The sequence below is a fragment of the Delftia sp. genome (assembly GCF_059499305.1).
In genome coordinates, this window is record NZ_JCABYI010000027.1 from 1 (window position 1) to 15,579 (window position 15,579).

Genomic DNA, 15,579 nt, shown 5'->3' on the forward strand with positions numbered 1-15,579 from the left:
ACACCTGCTGAAATGTTTGATGAGTGTGTTGCGTTGACCGGTTGAATCCACCGCCAAGAGCGGACATTGCTTCTATCCGATAGTCAAATCTAAAGCCGAATTTGCAACGTCGATTGAAAGTCGCAAAGGCTGGATATGGGTGTGTGGACAAAGTGTCAAGCTAACGGGCACCGAGCTTGGACACAATGGCGCCTCAGACGCCTTCTCGCCTGTCTACACCCCCCTCATGTCTTCCAACATCCTGACCTTTACCTGCATCGGCGCTGATGCCCTTATGCTCTCCGCGCTGCACGGTCACCTCCAGACCGCAGTCGGCCAGTTCGCCGACCAGTGGCCCGCGCCGCTGCAAGCTTGCTTCGACGACTGGGAGAAGCCCTTCGTGACCAGTACGTCGCTGCGGGGCGAGACGCTGCGCTTCGTGATTGACACCTCATCCGGTGACGAATTGGAGAAGGCGCATATCCAGGCACTGCACGACGCCGGCGCGACGCACATCCGAGTGCGCATCTGGTACGGGCAGGTCGGCGAAACGCGAACGCTGCATTACCAAGGCGGCAAAAAGGTTGCTGCCAAGGCCTTCCCGGCGCCGATGCTGACTGAGGAGGAGGAGCTGCTGGAGCTGCTGCTGGACGGCAAGGAGGCTGCCTTCGCCAAGGCCATCAAGGCCGGCGCACCGAAGAATGCCGTGGTCGATGGCACGCCGCTTCTGGTGCATGCGGCCAAGGCCCGGCTAGGCAAGGCGGTGTCGGCGCTGCTGGACGCGAACGTCGACCTAATCGCCTGCCTGGCCTGGGTCGACGAGGTCGCAGAGGTTGTGCAGAGCTACGGCGGCAAGAACACTCCGGCACTGCTGCGCACGCTCGTGCAGGCGCCACAGGCCGACCCCGTGGCGCTGTGGCGCTCGGAGTGTGTGCTGCGCGCGCTCTGCGAACATCCCGAACTGCTGGCCTTGCTGGCCTCTCGCGAGGGCGTGGACGTCAACGCGCAGATCCGCTGGGCCCTGCACCCGGAGCAGGTGAGGGGCAGCCTTCTCTTCAACAGTGTGAGTTTCTTTAAGGACCGGCTGGACGTGCTGGCCGTGCTGGAGACACTGGGCGCGCGCTCCGTTGCGCCGCCGGCCATGAGCGATCAGCGCCGCCTGGAGCGCCTGTACTGGCAGGAGCGCGACGCAGGAACCGTTGCCGAGCTGGTCGCCGCGGGGGTGAATCTGGACACCCCGCTGTGGGATGACCGCCCCACCTCCCTGCTGCGTAACGTCATGCGCCACCCGACGATGGGTTGCCAGCCGCTGACCCTGGCCAATGAGTTGCTCACCAACGGTGCCAGCGCCGCGTTCTGGATGGAGCCCGATGCGTTTCAGCGCGAGGTGTTAGTTGGCATTTTCGACGCCAAGGAGCGGGCGCTCATGGCCGACGTCCCACTGAACGGCGACCGACACTTCGTCCCGGCGCGCGATGGTCAGTTGATCTTGGATTTCTTGGCCGGGCTGCTTGCCCAGGGGTTAGACGCCAACATGCCTGTGCGCCTGTGCTTGCACAAATTGACGGGCAGCGGCATTGACGCTGACTTCCGCTACAAGCGTCTGTACTGGCGCGGCTCGCTGCTCGGTGCCGTCGCGCTGCTGCTGTGCGGTCGCGGCAGCGAGATGCGCCCGATCTGCCTACCGCTGGCGGCGCTGCTGCTGAGCTACGGCGCAGCCCCCGATGACGCAGGCGATCTGGTGGATAGCACAAAAGGCGAGATCTACTGGGACATCTTGCTGCGGGGCGACTGGAGCCGCGAGGCGTGGGACAGCCATCCCCCGACCGGCACGGTGGTTGAACGACTTCGCCATCGACAGAACCAAGTGCCGGACGAGGTCGACGCAGAACTCATCGCGATTTTGGAGAAGCGCGGCCGGTAGTAGGCCAGCCGACCGCTCGCCAGCCAACGTTTGCAAGAGCCTTCAGGCTTGCATTGAGTTACGCCGATGCGGCCGCAGGTCTTCGAAACTGGGGTGCTCTGGACGACCGCTTTTGAATTTGCTTCGAAGACCGCAATGGGTCGCCAGCCGACTGCTGGCCGGCAGCTTCAGGCTGGTTGCTATCTGTTAGCCCCACGGCAGACGTCTTGCCATCCATGCCGTCAACACCCAGCTTCCCTTCTTCTCGCACATGCCGGCAATGGCCCAGCAAGCCCCTGTTCTTTCTCAGTGACCAGCGTGCCGCGCCCAGGTCCTGAGAGCGCCAAAACTAAAATGCCGCCATGACTGCACCCTCGGCTTCCCCCCATTCCTTCGACAAACTTGCGCTTTCGCCTGCGACGCTCGCCAATCTTGAGCGGCTCGGCTACCTTGAAATGACGGCGATTCAGCTCGCCAGCCTGCCCCCTGCGCTTGAAGGCAAGGATGTGATCGCCCAGGCGAAGACCGGCAGCGGCAAGACCGCAGCCTTTGCCCTGGCGCTGCTGGCCAAGCTGGATACGCGCAATTTCTCGGTGCAAGGCCTGGTGCTCTGCCCCACCCGCGAGCTGGCCGATCAGGTGACGACCGAGATTCGCCGCCTGGCGCGTGCGGAAGACAACGTCAAGGTGGTGACCCTGTCCGGCGGCGTTCCGCTGCGCGGCCAGAACGCGAGCCTTGAGAACGGCGCGCACGTGATCGTGGGCACGCCCGGCCGTGTGATCGATCACCTGGACCGGGGCAATCTGAACCTTGATTCGCTGAACACCTTGGTGCTCGACGAAGCGGATCGCATGCTCGACATGGGTTTCGTCGATGACATCGCCAAGGTCGCCAAGCAGTGCCCCCCGCAGCGCCAGACCTTGCTGTTCTCCGCAACCTACCCTGAAGGCATCGCCAAGCTGGCCGCGCGATTCATGCGTGACCCGGTCACGGTCAAGGTCGCCGCGCAGCACAGCGGCGAGCAGATCGAGCAGCGCTGGTACGAGGTGGACAAGGAAGAGCGGCTGCCTGCGGTGGCTCGCCTGCTGGAGCATTTCCGGCCCGAGAGCACGCTGGCCTTCTGCAATACCAAGGCGCGCTGCCGGGCCCTTGCCGAGCTGCTGCAGGCCCAGGGCTACAGCGCGCTGGAGCTGCACGGCGATCTGGAGCAGCGTGACCGTGACCAGGTGCTGGTGCGCTTCGTGAACGGCAGTTGCTCCGTGCTGGTCGCCACCGATGTGGCGGCTCGCGGGCTGGATGTGACCAACCTGGGCGCCGTCATCAACGTGGACATCACGCCCGACCCTGAAGTGCACGTGCACCGCATCGGCCGCACAGGCCGCGCCGGCCAGAAAGGCCTGGCCCTGAGTCTTGCGACGATGGACGAAATGGGCGCGGTCGGAAACATCGAGCAGATGCAGGGCAGCCCATCCGTCTGGTACCCGCTGGACGAGCTGACGCCGACTCCCGGCGGCCGGCTCCTGCCATCCAAGGCCACCATCCACATCAATGCCAGCCGCAAGGACAAGATCCGCCCGGGCGATGTGCTGGGCGCGCTCACCGCAGACCTGGGCTACACCCGCGAGCAAGTGGGCAAGATCGACATCAACGAGTTCGCAACCTATGTGGCCGTGGACCGCAAGATTGCGCATGACGTGGTTGCCCGGCTCAATAGCGGAAAGATCAAGGGGCGAACGGTGAAGGCGCGCTTGCTCAAGGATTGAGCGGTTGCAGGCGCCGAGGCACGAACGACCACAACGGGTCGTTTCGCGCCAGCCACTGCCCATTCTTGTTTCGTTGGAATTGACGACCAACGATGGTCCTGGCTGCTCACCGGGTCCGTCGGCCGCGCCCCCGCCTTGAAAGGTCTGGAAAGACCGGGCCTGTCATGACTGCGCGGCAGGGTTGGCCGCTTCGGCTTTTTCTGCGGGCGGCTGCAGCCCTTCGGCCAGCGCCGCGCCCAGCGCGTCGATCACTGCCCGCACGCCCGGCACGTTGCGGCGGTCGCGGTGATAGGCCAGGTACACCGGGCAGGACGGCAGCGGCGCATCCACCTCCAGCCGTGCCAGGCCGGGCACGGCATGGGCCATGGCGTCGGGCAGCAGGCAGATGCCCTGGCCTTGCTCCGTGGCCTCCTGGCGGGCCAGGTCGGAGCCGGATCGAAAGACGAACCGGGTGGCGCCCCGGCTGGCCAGCCACAGGTTGGAGGCGTCCTGCCGGCCGGTGGCCAGGTCCTGTCCCACGAAATCGTGGCTGGCGAAGTCCTGCACGCGCAGGCGGCGACCCGGCAGGCGCTGCTCGACATAGCCGTGCGAGGCGTACAGGCCAAACGTCAGTTGCCCCGCCCATTTCTCCACCACCACGGCCGAGCTGGAGCGCCCGACCCGGAGCGCGACGTCCACTTCGCGCCGCCCGACATCCGTGAAGCGCGACTCCACGGCCACTTCGATATGCAGCCCGGGGTGCGCGCTTCTCAACTGCGAGAGCACGGCGGTCACCGGCTTCACGAAGCCTTCGCCCATGCTCACGCGGATGGTGCCGGTCAGCGCATGGGCCTTCGCAGCGGGCCGGTCGTCGCGCTTGATGCCGCCCAGTCCCAGCTCGAATTGCTCGGCCAGCTCCACCAGTTCCATCGCATCGGGCTCGACCGTCGTCCCTGCGCTGCTGCGGTGTACCAGGGCGCGGCCCAGGGATTGCTCCAGCGCCTCGATGCGCCGCGCGACGGTGGAGGTGGACAGGCCCAGGGCAGCGCCTGCGGCCAGCAGGCTTTGGTGGCGGTGAAGCGCCAGGAGCACGCGCAGGTCATCCCAGGTGGTGGGCGGTTGGTTTTTCATGAATGCAAATCAGCTTACCAGCGCTGCCCATTCCCAGGCGGGCCCCTCGTCGCAATACTCGAGTGCATGAAAACCCCTTTTGATTTCTCCCAGAAAACCGTCCTGGTGACCGGCGCCTCCATGGGCATCGGTGAAGTATTCGCCAGGGAGCTTGCCCGCCGTGGCGCCAAAGTCGTGCTGATCGCGCGCAGCCGCGACAGGCTCGAGAAGCTCGCCCGCGAATTGCCCGGCGCCGAATTCCTGGTGGAGGACCTGGCCGCACCCGGGGCGGCCCGGCGGGTCTTCGAGGCCGTCAGCGCCAGGGGCCTGCTGCCGGACCTGCTGGTGAACAACGCCGGCTTCGGCACCCACGGCAGGTTTGATGAACTGGCGCTGGACATACAGCGGGAGGCCATCGACCTGAATGTGGGCGCCCTGGTGGAATTGACGCACCTGTGCCTCCCCGCACTGGAGCAGCGCCAGGGCGGCGTCATCAACATCGCCTCCACGGCAGCGTTTCAGCCGGTCCCGTACATGGCGGTCTACGCCGCGACCAAGGCCTTTGTCCTTTCGTTCAGCGAAGCGCTCTGGGCCGAGTACCGGCCGCGCGGCGTGCGCGTGCTGGCGTTGTGCCCGGGCGCTACCGACACGGCGTTCTTCGCCCGCGCCGGCGAGGCCGCATCCTTCGGGAAAAAAGCATCCAGCGAAGACGTGGTTCGCCTGGGGCTGAAAGCCTTCGACGACAACCGCGCATCGGTGGTGCACGGCTGCGCCAACTACCTGACGGCCCTGGGCGGGCGCATTGTCACTCGCGAGTTCATGGCCCGGTTCACGGCGCGCGTGATGAGGCCTGCCGCGCAGCCGGCTTGAAGACGACTGGCAAGAGACAGCGATAGAAAAAAACCTGTCCCCTTCCCAACCCTAGCCCAGCACGAGCCTTGCTAGCCTTGGCACATGCTGATCTCCGAACTCGCCCGGCTCACGGGCGTCTCCATCCACGCGCTGCGGCACTACGAGCGCGCGGGCCTGCTCAAGCCCCGGCGCCTGCCCAATGGCTACCGCGACTATCCGCGCTCGGCCCGGCGCGAGGTGGTGTTCATCGCCATGTCCCGCGCGCTGGGGTTCGGGCTGCCGCGCATTGCGGAGAACCTGCGCGCCTGGCGTGCGGGGCGCATAGGCCCCGGTGACCTGGCCGATGCCGTGCAGCAGCGCGTGCAGGAGATAGACGAACAGATCGCCGCGCTGCAGGCCCAGCGCGCCCAGGCCCTGGACCATGTGCAGTGGCTGCGCGCCCGCCAGGCCGAGCGGGATCTGGCGCAGACGGCACCGGCCCCATCCAACGCACCCGACAAACCCGCCGCGCCCTGGCCGCGCGTGCGCCGTGCCGCTTCACCCACCACGAAGGAGACAAGCCATGACTGAGCCGACCACCCACCCCACCCCATCCACCCAGGCGCTGCAGAACGCCGTGCTGGCCATGCCCATGGCGCGCACCCTGGGCCTGCGCTTCGTGCGTGCCGAGCCCGGAGCCACCGAGCTGGAGATGCCCATTGCCGATGCCCTGTGCTTTCAGCCGGGCCAGTTGCAGGCCACGGCGGTCTTTGCACTGGGCGACTTTGCGGCGGTGTCGGCCGCAGGTTCACTGCTGCCTGCCGGCTGGGCCAATGCCACGGTGGACGGCAGCGTGAAGCTCTTCGCCCCCGCACGCGGCACCCACCTGCGGGCGCGCGGCCGCGTGGTGGATGCCGGCCGCGTGCTCAGCATCTGCGCAGCCGACCTGTACGCGGTGGCCGAGGGCGGTCATGAAACGCATTGCGCGACCTGGCTGGGCACGGCGCGCAATCTGGAGCCCAGGCCCGTGCGGGCCTGAGAACGTTCCCCCGCCTCCCCACCCCGTATGTCAGCGCCTGCGTCGTGGCGGTTGCGGGGTTGCCGAAGGACAGATCACCTCGCCAAGGGCCACCACTGCTACAGGCTCTGCTTCAAGCCAATCTTCTCTTCGGATAGGGAATCTCGCCTGTTGCGGATAAGCAGGACCAACAGCGCACCGGACAGGAGAGAAGAAAATGAGAAAACATAATTGATCATGGAATAACTGGAGCCATGAAACCCCAATGACATCGGGGCAAAAAACACCAATGCGTAAACAACCCAAAAAATGATTCTTGACGACCAATAAAGACCTAGCCCACCAGAAATTGCTGCCGCATAGAAAAACCCCACATCCGTAATTCCTTTGCACACCAAGGAAAGGAACCCCTCCCCGACAATTTGATAACCATTGGCCATCGATATTTCATAGAACAGCATGAATACAAACAATGCAACAGCCGGAATAATGGCACAATAAATCATCAATGAAGAAGAATCTTTGATGAACTGAAATTGCACTGCCCATCTTCCACGATTTTTTGATATCTCCATCGCCAGAAGAGCACAGACTCCCATGGCAGGCAGTTCTGCCAAAAGCAATATGACAGAAGCTTGGGATTGAATTGCAGAATACATTGCACCCAGCCCTGCAACAGACATTGACAATATATAGAGCAGATATTTTCCAAAGAAAGAATTGGCATAACCAGGAATCAAAACGGAAAATATTCTTCTGCCAGGCAATCCACGAAAATTGAATGAAAAACCGAATTGACAGTATTTCCGCATCATAGCATATGCGGCAATGGAAAAAATGATGTCACTGAACAGATAGGCAAGAGCGACCGAGTCATCACTCATCCACTCATTCCTCCCAAGCAGCACCAGCACAACAATCACACAGGCTGCATGGAAAAAAACCTGCCACATTCTGAATTTTGCAACGATGGAAGTATGTGATCTTGACTCAAGAACGCAGCTACATACATTGATGATTCCGAAGAATGGAATACACAAAATTATCAATCTTGCCTGCGATACGGCCCCATCCAACAGTTCCTCTGGCAAACCGGATATCAGGGTTTTCGAGATAACAGGAAGCCAATACACCAGAATAAAACAAAACCCGGTGTATAGGAGGACCAGCCAAAGCAGCAAACTGATGAGTGAGTCTGACTGCTCCTTATCTTTGCTGGCAGCCATTTCCGAAAAGAAGATGGCGCCAATACTCGCCGGCAATACAAAGAAAAGTGAAGCAAAGGAAAGGGCGATGCTGAATTGGGCAACAAGAGCAGGGCTATGGAAACTAATGGCAAAAATGGTGACCATGGAGGCAAGCGGTGGTGCGGAGCGCCCAACTGCGAGGTCAAATACCCGCTTTGCATCACCAGGCCTCATTTCTAACCCTCCTCCGCAGAATCAAAGCTCATGATATATGACCCAAATTCTTTGAAATGAAGATCCTGGGTTACTTTGAAGGAGTCATGCATTCTCTTATTATCCTCCGGACCTCTCATTCCGAAGTATGGATAATGATGAAAATAATGACCAAATATATTGTAGCAATCCTTGAAGTATTTCTCCGTGTCCAAAATATGATGATGCCATATTTCATCAATTTCCGAAGAAGGAGGTATATGATCGTACGATCGGTAGTATTTCCTATTTATCCATAGAAAATTTTTGTAATAACGAATAGCCACCTCCAATGCATCATTGCTCCACAATATTGCAATATTAGGATCAGGCTGCGTCAACTTCAAAAATAGCATACTAAAATCCATCGATTCTATATATATTCTTGATTGATCCAAATCAGGCTTGACCAACATCTTTCACCTCATGCATTGTTTGTGATATTTCAACAATGAAAAAGGGGCGTTTGCCCCTTTCTTTAAGTATGGTCAGGCCATCTGCCTTCACAATGCTGACCAGTTGCCATTTTTTGGCTAGACACGCATTTCATGATTTTTCTCTTCTGGATTTTCATATCAGTCCTCTGACGAATTTCGATCACTGTTATCAGCAATCGGTCGGCGTGATACCAACCCATGTACACCTCGCATGTGAATAAAACATGCGGATGCAGCAATTGAAGTTTCTTTTTAGCCAATCCGAATTGGCCAAATCATTGATTGCAAAACTGCATGACGCAATCGGACTGGTCTGAAAAGCGTGATGCGGGCATGCGCTGCCCCAGCATCTGAATGAGATCTCGCAGTCTGCCGACCCTGTCTTTACATCGGCGACCTGTATGCACGCCACTGCGCTGTAGCGGTTGCAGCATTGCAGTCCTGCCGAAGGACAGGACTGCTCCCTTGTCTGACGCGGGTCCAAAACAGACCCGACCAGTCAACTCACCCCCGCAGCTTCGCCCGCCGCGCCTTCACTGCTGCAGCCAGCTGCTCCAGCACAGGCACGGTCTGCTCCAGGCTGATGCAGGCATCGGTCACGGACACGCCATGCGCCAGCGGCTGGCCGTCCACGATGTCCTGCCGCCCTTCCTGCAGGTGGCTTTCGATCATCAACCCCGTGATGCGGGCATCGCCACCGGCGATCTGCTGGGCCACGTCGGCCGCCACGTCGATCTGGCGGCGGTGCTGCTTGCTGCTGTTGGCGTGGGAGACATCGATCATGACCTGCGGGCGCAGGCCTGCGCCTTCCAGCAGGGCGCAGGCGGCCTGCACATGCTCGGCGCCGTAGTTGGGCTGCTTGCCGCCGCGCAGGATGACGTGGCAGTCGCCATTGCCGCGGGTCTCGAAGATGGCGGACTGGCCCATCTTGGTCATGCCCATGAAGGCGTGGGGCGCGCTGGCCGCCTGGATGGCATCGCTGGCCACCTTGACGCCGCCGTCCGTGCCGTTCTTGAAGCCCACGGGGCAGGACAGGCCACTGGCCAGCTGGCGGTGGCTCTGGCTTTCCGTGGTGCGCGCGCCGATGGCGCCCCAGCTGACCAGGTCGCTGATGAATTGCGGCGACAGCAGGTCCAGGAATTCCGTGCCCACGGGCAGGCCCAGGGCCAGCACGTCCAGCAGCAGGGCGCGGGCCATTTCCAGGCCTTCGTTGATGGCGAAGCTGCCGTCCAGGTGCGGGTCGTTGATGTAGCCCTTCCAGCCCACGGTGGTGCGGGGCTTCTCGAAGTAGACGCGCATGACCACGAGCAGCTCGCCGGCCAGGGCGTCGGCCTGGGCCTTGAGCTGGCGCGCATAGTCCATGGCCTGGTCGTGGTCGTGGATGGAGCAGGGTCCGACGACGACGATGAGCCGGTCGTCCCGGCCCTGCAGCACGTCCGAGATGGCGGCGCGGCTGGTTTCCACCAGTTGCTGCGCGGCTTCGGGCGCGGGCAGCCATTCCTGCAGCAGGGCCGGGGTGATCAGGGGGCGCACGGCCTTGATGCGCAGGTCGTCGATGCGGGTGGTGTCGTGCGTGCTCAGGGGCACGGCACTGCGTTGTACGTGGGTGGGGGTGGTCATGGCGCTATTGTCGCGCCTTGAGGTTTCCCGACCGGGGCGGGGCAAGTGGCTTGCCCGCCCCTTGGCATCGACTTACTGAACCGCCGCTGCAGGTGCCTGTGCCGCTGCTGGCGCAGGCGCAGGTGCGGACTCTGGCGCAGCCGGCACAGCGGCCGGTGCCGCGCCATACTGCCAGCCGGCGGGCAGCAGGCCATCGACCCAGTGCAGGCGCCAGGCCATCAGTGCCAGCAAGGCCACCACGGCCAGCGCCACCAGGGTGTTGCGCAGGCCGTTGCCTTCCGCATAGGGGTCGCCCGCCGTGCGCCGTGCGCCCACCGGCACCTTGGCGGTCTGCGACAGGCTGCGGCCCAGCGGCAGGTTGATGCGCATGCGGCCGTTGATGGCCCAGCCGCTGGCGTCCAGGATGGGACCCAGGCTGCGCTGGCGCAGCTTGAGCCAGGCAATCATCATGCTGGGCCCGGAGATGGCGGCAATGAGGCCGACCAGGGCCACGGGAATCCAGGGCCCCAGGTCGATGAACTTGCCGAAGATGCCCACCAGCACGGCGCTGATGGAGCCCAGGGCCACGCCCAGGGCGGCCACGGTGCCCACATCGGTCTTGCGCGGGGCGGCCGCAGCCGTGGCGGCTGTGGCGTTGGCCGCAGCGGTGCCGGGCGCCGTGACCAGCTGGCCGGCCTGCGTGCCCAGGCTGGCAGTCACGCCCTCTTCCTTGGCCGAGGCGCGCTTGGCCACCTGTTCCTCCACCATGCGCAGGAATTTCTTGTAGGGCAGGAAGAAGGCCTGGCCGATGCTGGTGGGGTTCTCGATGAGCTTGACGATGGTGGCGTCCCAGTCGTTGCCTGCGCGGTCATAGAACACGCCGTTGCGGCCCACGAAGAGAAAGTCCACATCGCCCGCCGTGAAGGCCGCGACGATGGCTTTCTTCTTGCCCTCGCGCCGGAGCTCGCAGTAGGCCAGGCAGGTCTTGGCGCGGCCGGCCAGCGCGGCATGGGCAGCCGTGTCGCTCACTTCCACGGTCAGGTCGCAGCTGCGCGCATCCAGGTAGAGCGTGCCGGCCTGGAAGGCCGCGCCCTCGCGCCGGTAAAAGAGGCTGAACGAGACGAAGTTGTTGAGCAGCGCCAGCAGGTCGCGCTGCAGGCGGATCAATTTTTCCAGCGCTACGGCCTGCAGGCTGTGTTCCTTTTCGGACTCGTCCTGGGCGATGAGGTCCAGCAGCGCGGCTTCCTGGCCGCCGTCCAGCAGCGCCTGCACCTCCTGTTGAGACAGGGCATCGAGCGGCGTGGCGGGCCGGGCCGCCAGCCATTGGCGGCAGGGCTGCAGGGCGGCCTTGACCTGCTCCCACTGCGCGGCGGTGATCTCCTGCAGGTCTTCGCCCAGCACGGGCTGCACGGCCTGCTCGCGCAGCGCCTGCAGCGCGCCGGCCCATGCGGGGTTGACCCCCTGCGTCAGCGGCAGCGCGCGATCGGCCGCCACGGCGGCCAGGGGCAGCGCGGCAATGGCTTGGGCGCCGCTGTCCAGCACTTCGCGGCCCAGGGCGGCATAGCCCTCCACGGAGGGGTTGAGCGGGTCCTGCGCGCGCGTGTCGAAGGCGGCCAGGCGTGTGCGTGCGAAGAAGTCGTCCACCTTGGCCTGGACCGCGTCCACGGCGCGGGCGGCGGCCAGGGCCTGGTCGCGCTCGGCAATGCCGCAGCCCAGGGCCTCGGCGCCCGCATGCCAGTCGCGCAGTGCGCGCAGGTCCGCATAGAAAGCCTCTGCCTGCTGGCGCGCGATGCCGGCCACGCCGTCGGCGCCGGCAGCGGTGCCGTAGGCCTTGCCAATGCGTTCGATCAGCTCGGCCAGTGCCTTGTCGCCCTCGGCCGTGGCGGGGCTGACGATGCCATCGCCATTGAAGCGCATGGCCGCCAGGGAGGCCAGGCGCTCGCGCACCTGGGCCAGGCTCAGCGCGGAGCCGCCGGCCTGGCCGGACAGGGCCAGCATGCGCTCGGCCTCGGCATGCAGCAGGGCGCCCTGCTCGCTGTCGCGCTCCAGGCTGGACAGTTGCAGCACGTCGCCGCCATCGGCCAGCACCTGCGGGTCGCGCACGCGCGCCACGGCCCATTGGCAGGCGGCGATCAGCTCGGGCGGGCGGATGCGGCCGTCCTTGTCCTCGTCGATCAGGTCCAGCGTGTCGCTGTCGAACTCGATGCCGCGCGTGGGGCAGGCCAGGGCCACCCACAGCTTCTGGTCCAGCTCGCCGATGTGCGCAATGTCCTGCCCGGTGCGGATGACCACCTGGTCCACTCCACCGGCGCGAAAAAACTCCCAAGCATGTTGCTGCTGCATGAAATACCCAACGGCCGCTCTGGCCAACGTTCGAAAAACGGAAAAAGGGCCGCAGTTTAAAAGTCATTCGGCCTGTCCAATTGAAGACATTTGTCAACGACGGGCGTCAGTGCAGGCTGTCAGGGCTATTGCTTTGTGCAAAAATAAAAGCACTGAATAGATACTTTATTGCCTTCATGCCCTCCAACTCCACCGCGTCGGCCCCTCAACAAGGCCGGGACAAGCTGCACCTGCAGCTGGCGCGGCTGTTCCGCAGCAAGGTGTCCACGGGCGCCTGGCCCGTAGGCAGCGCCATTCCCACGGTGCAGGAGCTGCAGGCGCTGCATGGCGTGTCGCGCACCACGGTGCGCATGGCGCTGGGCGCCCTGGTGGCAGAGGGCCTGCTGCTCACGCGCAAGCGCGGCGGCACGCGGGTGATTGCGGCGCCCTACAAGCCGCCGTCCTTTCTGCTGCCCACCAGCTGGAAGGAGCTGGTGGCCTTTGGCGCCCACATCGGCCAGATCACCCTGCACACCGGGCGGGACTGCCTGCCGCCGATTCCCGAAGGCTTCCCCGACGTGGGCCGCATGGCCCCCGCCTACGTGCACCTGCTGCGCGTGTACGACCATGACGCGGCGCGGTTTTGCCTGTCGCAGCTGTACCTGGAGCAGGAACTGTTCCCCGCGATCGAGGCCCAGCTGCAGCGCAGCTCCCTGGCCGTGGCCCTGAGCAGCGACCCCTCGCGCATTGCCGTGGCGCGCCAGCACCTGAGCGTGGCGCCGGCCGACGAACTGGCCGCCGAGCACCTGGGCGTGGCCCTGGGCACGCCGCTGATGCAGGCGCTGCGCTGGGCCTGCAATGCCGACGGGCTGCTGATCTACTGGGCGCGGGTGCGCTTTCTCAGCGAGTACGTGCATATGGAAATGGATCTTCTGAAATGAACCCCACCCCCTCCGCCCCGGCCAGCCGCCCGCATGCGGGCCGCGTGGCCTGGATCACCGGCTCGACCAGCGGCATCGGCCTGGCCGTGGCGCGCCATCTGGCCAGCGAGGGCGCGGCCATCGCGCTGCATGGCCAGGCCGCCGCTTCTGCCGAGACCGATGCGCTGGTGCGCGAAATCGCCCAAACGCATGGCGTGCCGGTGCGCCACTACGGGCTGGACCTGCGCGACGGCAGCGCCATCGCCCCGCTGGCGCAGCGCATTGCGGCCGAGATGGGCGCCATCGACATCCTGGTCAACAACGCAGGCATGCAGCATGTGAGCCCGCTGCTCGAATTCCCGGCCGGCAAGTGGGACGAGCTGCTGGCCGTCAACCTGTCGGCGCCCTTCCACGCCATCCAGGCCTGCGCGCCGCAGATGCTGGAGCGCGGCTGGGGCCGCATCATCAATATCGCCTCGGTCAGCGGGCTGGTGGGCGTGGCGCGCAAGCCGGCCTATGTGGCCAGCAAGCACGGGCTGATCGGCCTGACCAAGTCGGTGGCGCTGGAGTTCGCCACCACGCCCGTGACCTGCAACGCCATCTGCCCGGGCTGGGTGCTGACGCCGCTGGTGCAACGGCAGATCGATGCGCTGGCCGCGCGCGAGGGGCTGGATGCCGACGCGGCGGCCCGCCAGCTGCTGGGCGCCAAGCAGCCCTCCCAGGCCTTCGTGACCGTGGAGCAGGTGGCGGCGCTGGCCGGTTTCCTGGCCAGCGAGCAGGCCGCCCAGGTGCGCGGCGCACACTGGAACATGGACGGCGGCTTTGCCGCCGCCTGACCCCGCCACGCCTCGCCCTGCCCCGCCAAACCCCTTTTCATACCAACGACAGACAAACCCAACCAGGAGAGACAGATGTCCTTGAACGAAACCCATGACGCAGGCCTGCGCAGCTGGGTGGCCTCGGCCAACACCGGCGCCAGCGACTTCCCCATCCAGAACCTGCCGTTTGCGGTGTTCCGCCGCGCAGGCAGCCAGGAGGCCTGGCGCGGCGGCGTGGCCATCGGCGACCAGGTGCTGGACCTGGCGCGCGCAAGCGCCCTCAAGGCGCTGGGCGATGCCGTGCAGCCGCAGCTGGAGGCCGCTTCGCAGCAGCGCCTGAACGGCTTCATGGCCATGGGGCCGGCCGCCTGGTCGGCCCTGCGCCTGGCGCTGTCGCGCGCGCTGCGCGAAGGCGCTGCCGCACAGGCGGCACTGCAGGATTGCTTGGTGGCCCAGTCCGACGTGGAATACACGGTGCCGGCCCAGGTCGGCGACTACACGGACTTCTACACCTCGGTGCACCACGCCACCAACGTCGGCAAGCTGTTCCGCCCGGACAACCCGCTGATGGAGAACTACAAGTGGGTGCCAATTGGCTACCACGGCCGCGCCTCCAGCCTGCGCGTGTCGGGCGTGGACTTCCGCCGCCCCATGGGCCAGCTGAAGGCGCCCGACGCCGCCGCGCCCGCACTCAAGCCCTGCGCACGCCTGGACTATGAGCTGGAGATGGGCATCTACACCGGCGCCGGCAACGCCTGGGGCGAGGCGATTTCCATGGACGAGGCCGAACACCACATCTTCGGCCTGTGCCTGCTCAACGACTGGTCGGCGCGCGACATCCAGGCCTGGGAATACCAGCCGCTGGGCCCCTTCCTGTCGAAGAACTTCGCCACCACGGTCTCGCCCTGGATCGTGACGCTGGAGGCGCTGGAGCCCTATCGCACGGCGTTCACGCGGCCCGCCGCAGATCCCCAGCCCCTGCCCTACCTCAGCTCGCCCGCCAATTCCGAGCGCGGCGCGTTCGACGTGCAGCTGAGCGTGGCGCTGGAGACCGGCCGCATGCGCGCCGAAGGCCAGGCCGCCCAGCAGATCACCCACACCAGCTACCGCCACGCCTACTGGACCATGGCCCAGCTGGTGGCCCACCACAGCGTCAACGGCTGCGACCTGCAGCCCGGTGACCTGCTGGGCACGGGCACGCTGTCCGGCCCCACGGCCACCGAGGCCGGCGCTCTGCTGGAGCTGACCGAAGGCGGCAAGAAGCCCGTGGCGCTGGCCAATGGCGAGAGCCGCACCTTCCTGCAGGATGGCGATGCCGTGATCCTGCGCGGCTGGTGCGAGAAGCCGGGCGCCGCGCGCATCGGCTTCGGCGAGTGCCGCGCCACGGTGCTGCCCGCGCGCCAGGGCTGACAGCAGCCGCCGATCGATCGGGCGCGATGGATTCGCCCGATCGATAGCCAC

Annotated in this window: 13 protein-coding genes; 8 read left to right on the forward strand and 5 right to left on the reverse strand. The window is 64.7% G+C overall.

Annotation, left to right across the window (positions count from 1 at the left end; genetic code table 11):
- Positions 1–226: 226 nt before the first annotated feature.
- Together AC5I49_RS16125 and dbpA are read left to right on the forward strand one after the other, a co-directional pair.
- Positions 227–1,903, forward strand: a complete 1,677-nt coding sequence (locus AC5I49_RS16125) for a hypothetical protein (RefSeq protein ID WP_016450329.1) — start codon at positions 227–229, stop codon at positions 1,901–1,903.
- A gap of 341 nt (positions 1,904–2,244) precedes the next feature.
- The gene (gene dbpA / locus AC5I49_RS16130; protein ID WP_016454517.1) at positions 2,245–3,645 is read left to right on the forward strand and encodes an ATP-dependent RNA helicase DbpA; all 1,401 of its coding nucleotides are present in this window, start codon (positions 2,245–2,247) and stop codon (positions 3,643–3,645) included.
- Positions 3,646–3,807: 162 nt separating this feature from the next.
- Here the strand turns inward: dbpA and AC5I49_RS16135 are convergent, their stop codons facing one another.
- The gene (locus AC5I49_RS16135; protein WP_495789607.1) at positions 3,808–4,755 is read right to left on the reverse strand and encodes a LysR family transcriptional regulator; all 948 of its coding nucleotides are present in this window, start codon (positions 4,753–4,755) and stop codon (positions 3,808–3,810) included.
- Positions 4,756–4,821: 66 nt separating this feature from the next.
- On the opposite strand from AC5I49_RS16135, the gene AC5I49_RS16140 reads away from it, so the two are divergent.
- The 3 genes from AC5I49_RS16140 (at position 4,822) to AC5I49_RS16150 (ending at position 6,604) form a co-directional block, all read left to right on the forward strand.
- The gene (locus AC5I49_RS16140) at positions 4,822–5,604 is read left to right on the forward strand and encodes an SDR family NAD(P)-dependent oxidoreductase (RefSeq protein ID WP_016450326.1); all 783 of its coding nucleotides are present in this window, start codon (positions 4,822–4,824) and stop codon (positions 5,602–5,604) included.
- An 84-nt stretch (positions 5,605–5,688) separates the two neighbouring features.
- Complete coding sequence (locus tag AC5I49_RS16145) at positions 5,689–6,156, forward strand: MerR family DNA-binding transcriptional regulator (RefSeq protein ID WP_074924135.1); 468 nt, start codon at positions 5,689–5,691, stop codon at positions 6,154–6,156.
- On the forward strand, positions 6,149–6,604 hold the full coding sequence (locus tag AC5I49_RS16150; RefSeq protein ID WP_017406679.1) for a PaaI family thioesterase: 456 nt from the start codon (positions 6,149–6,151) through the stop codon (positions 6,602–6,604). The genes AC5I49_RS16145 and AC5I49_RS16150 overlap by 8 nt, the downstream gene beginning before the upstream one ends.
- A gap of 98 nt (positions 6,605–6,702) precedes the next feature.
- On the opposite strand, the gene AC5I49_RS16155 is transcribed toward AC5I49_RS16150, so the two are convergent.
- The 4 genes from AC5I49_RS16155 to AC5I49_RS16170 all read right to left on the reverse strand — a co-directional run bounded on the left by AC5I49_RS16155 (position 6,703) and on the right by AC5I49_RS16170 (position 12,401).
- Positions 6,703–8,004, reverse strand: a complete 1,302-nt coding sequence (locus AC5I49_RS16155; RefSeq protein ID WP_343740241.1) for a multidrug transporter MatE — start codon at positions 8,002–8,004, stop codon at positions 6,703–6,705.
- Between the two features lie 2 nt (positions 8,005–8,006).
- Positions 8,007–8,438 (reverse strand): glycine-rich domain-containing protein, encoded by a 432-nt coding sequence (locus AC5I49_RS16160; protein ID WP_495789608.1) that lies wholly within the window; start codon positions 8,436–8,438, stop codon positions 8,007–8,009.
- 525 nt (positions 8,439–8,963) lie between these two features.
- Complete coding sequence (locus AC5I49_RS16165) at positions 8,964–10,079, reverse strand: 3-deoxy-7-phosphoheptulonate synthase (RefSeq protein ID WP_043825515.1); 1,116 nt, start codon at positions 10,077–10,079, stop codon at positions 8,964–8,966.
- Between the two features lie 72 nt (positions 10,080–10,151).
- On the reverse strand, positions 10,152–12,401 hold the full coding sequence (locus AC5I49_RS16170) for a hypothetical protein (protein WP_495789609.1): 2,250 nt from the start codon (positions 12,399–12,401) through the stop codon (positions 10,152–10,154).
- 176 nt (positions 12,402–12,577) lie between these two features.
- Here AC5I49_RS16170 and AC5I49_RS16175 point away from each other — a divergent pair, with 176 nt between their 5' ends.
- From AC5I49_RS16175 to fahA, 3 genes are all read left to right on the forward strand, one after another.
- A complete protein-coding gene (locus AC5I49_RS16175; RefSeq protein ID WP_126312809.1) occupies positions 12,578–13,321 on the forward strand; it encodes a GntR family transcriptional regulator in 744 nt (247 codons plus the stop codon).
- On the forward strand, positions 13,318–14,136 hold the full coding sequence (locus AC5I49_RS16180; RefSeq protein ID WP_016450320.1) for a 3-hydroxybutyrate dehydrogenase: 819 nt from the start codon (positions 13,318–13,320) through the stop codon (positions 14,134–14,136). Before AC5I49_RS16175 ends, AC5I49_RS16180 begins: the two co-directional genes overlap by 4 nt.
- A 75-nt stretch (positions 14,137–14,211) precedes the next feature.
- Positions 14,212–15,528, forward strand: a complete 1,317-nt coding sequence (gene fahA / locus AC5I49_RS16185; RefSeq protein WP_495789610.1) for a fumarylacetoacetase — start codon at positions 14,212–14,214, stop codon at positions 15,526–15,528.
- The last annotated feature ends 51 nt before the right edge of the window (positions 15,529–15,579 follow it).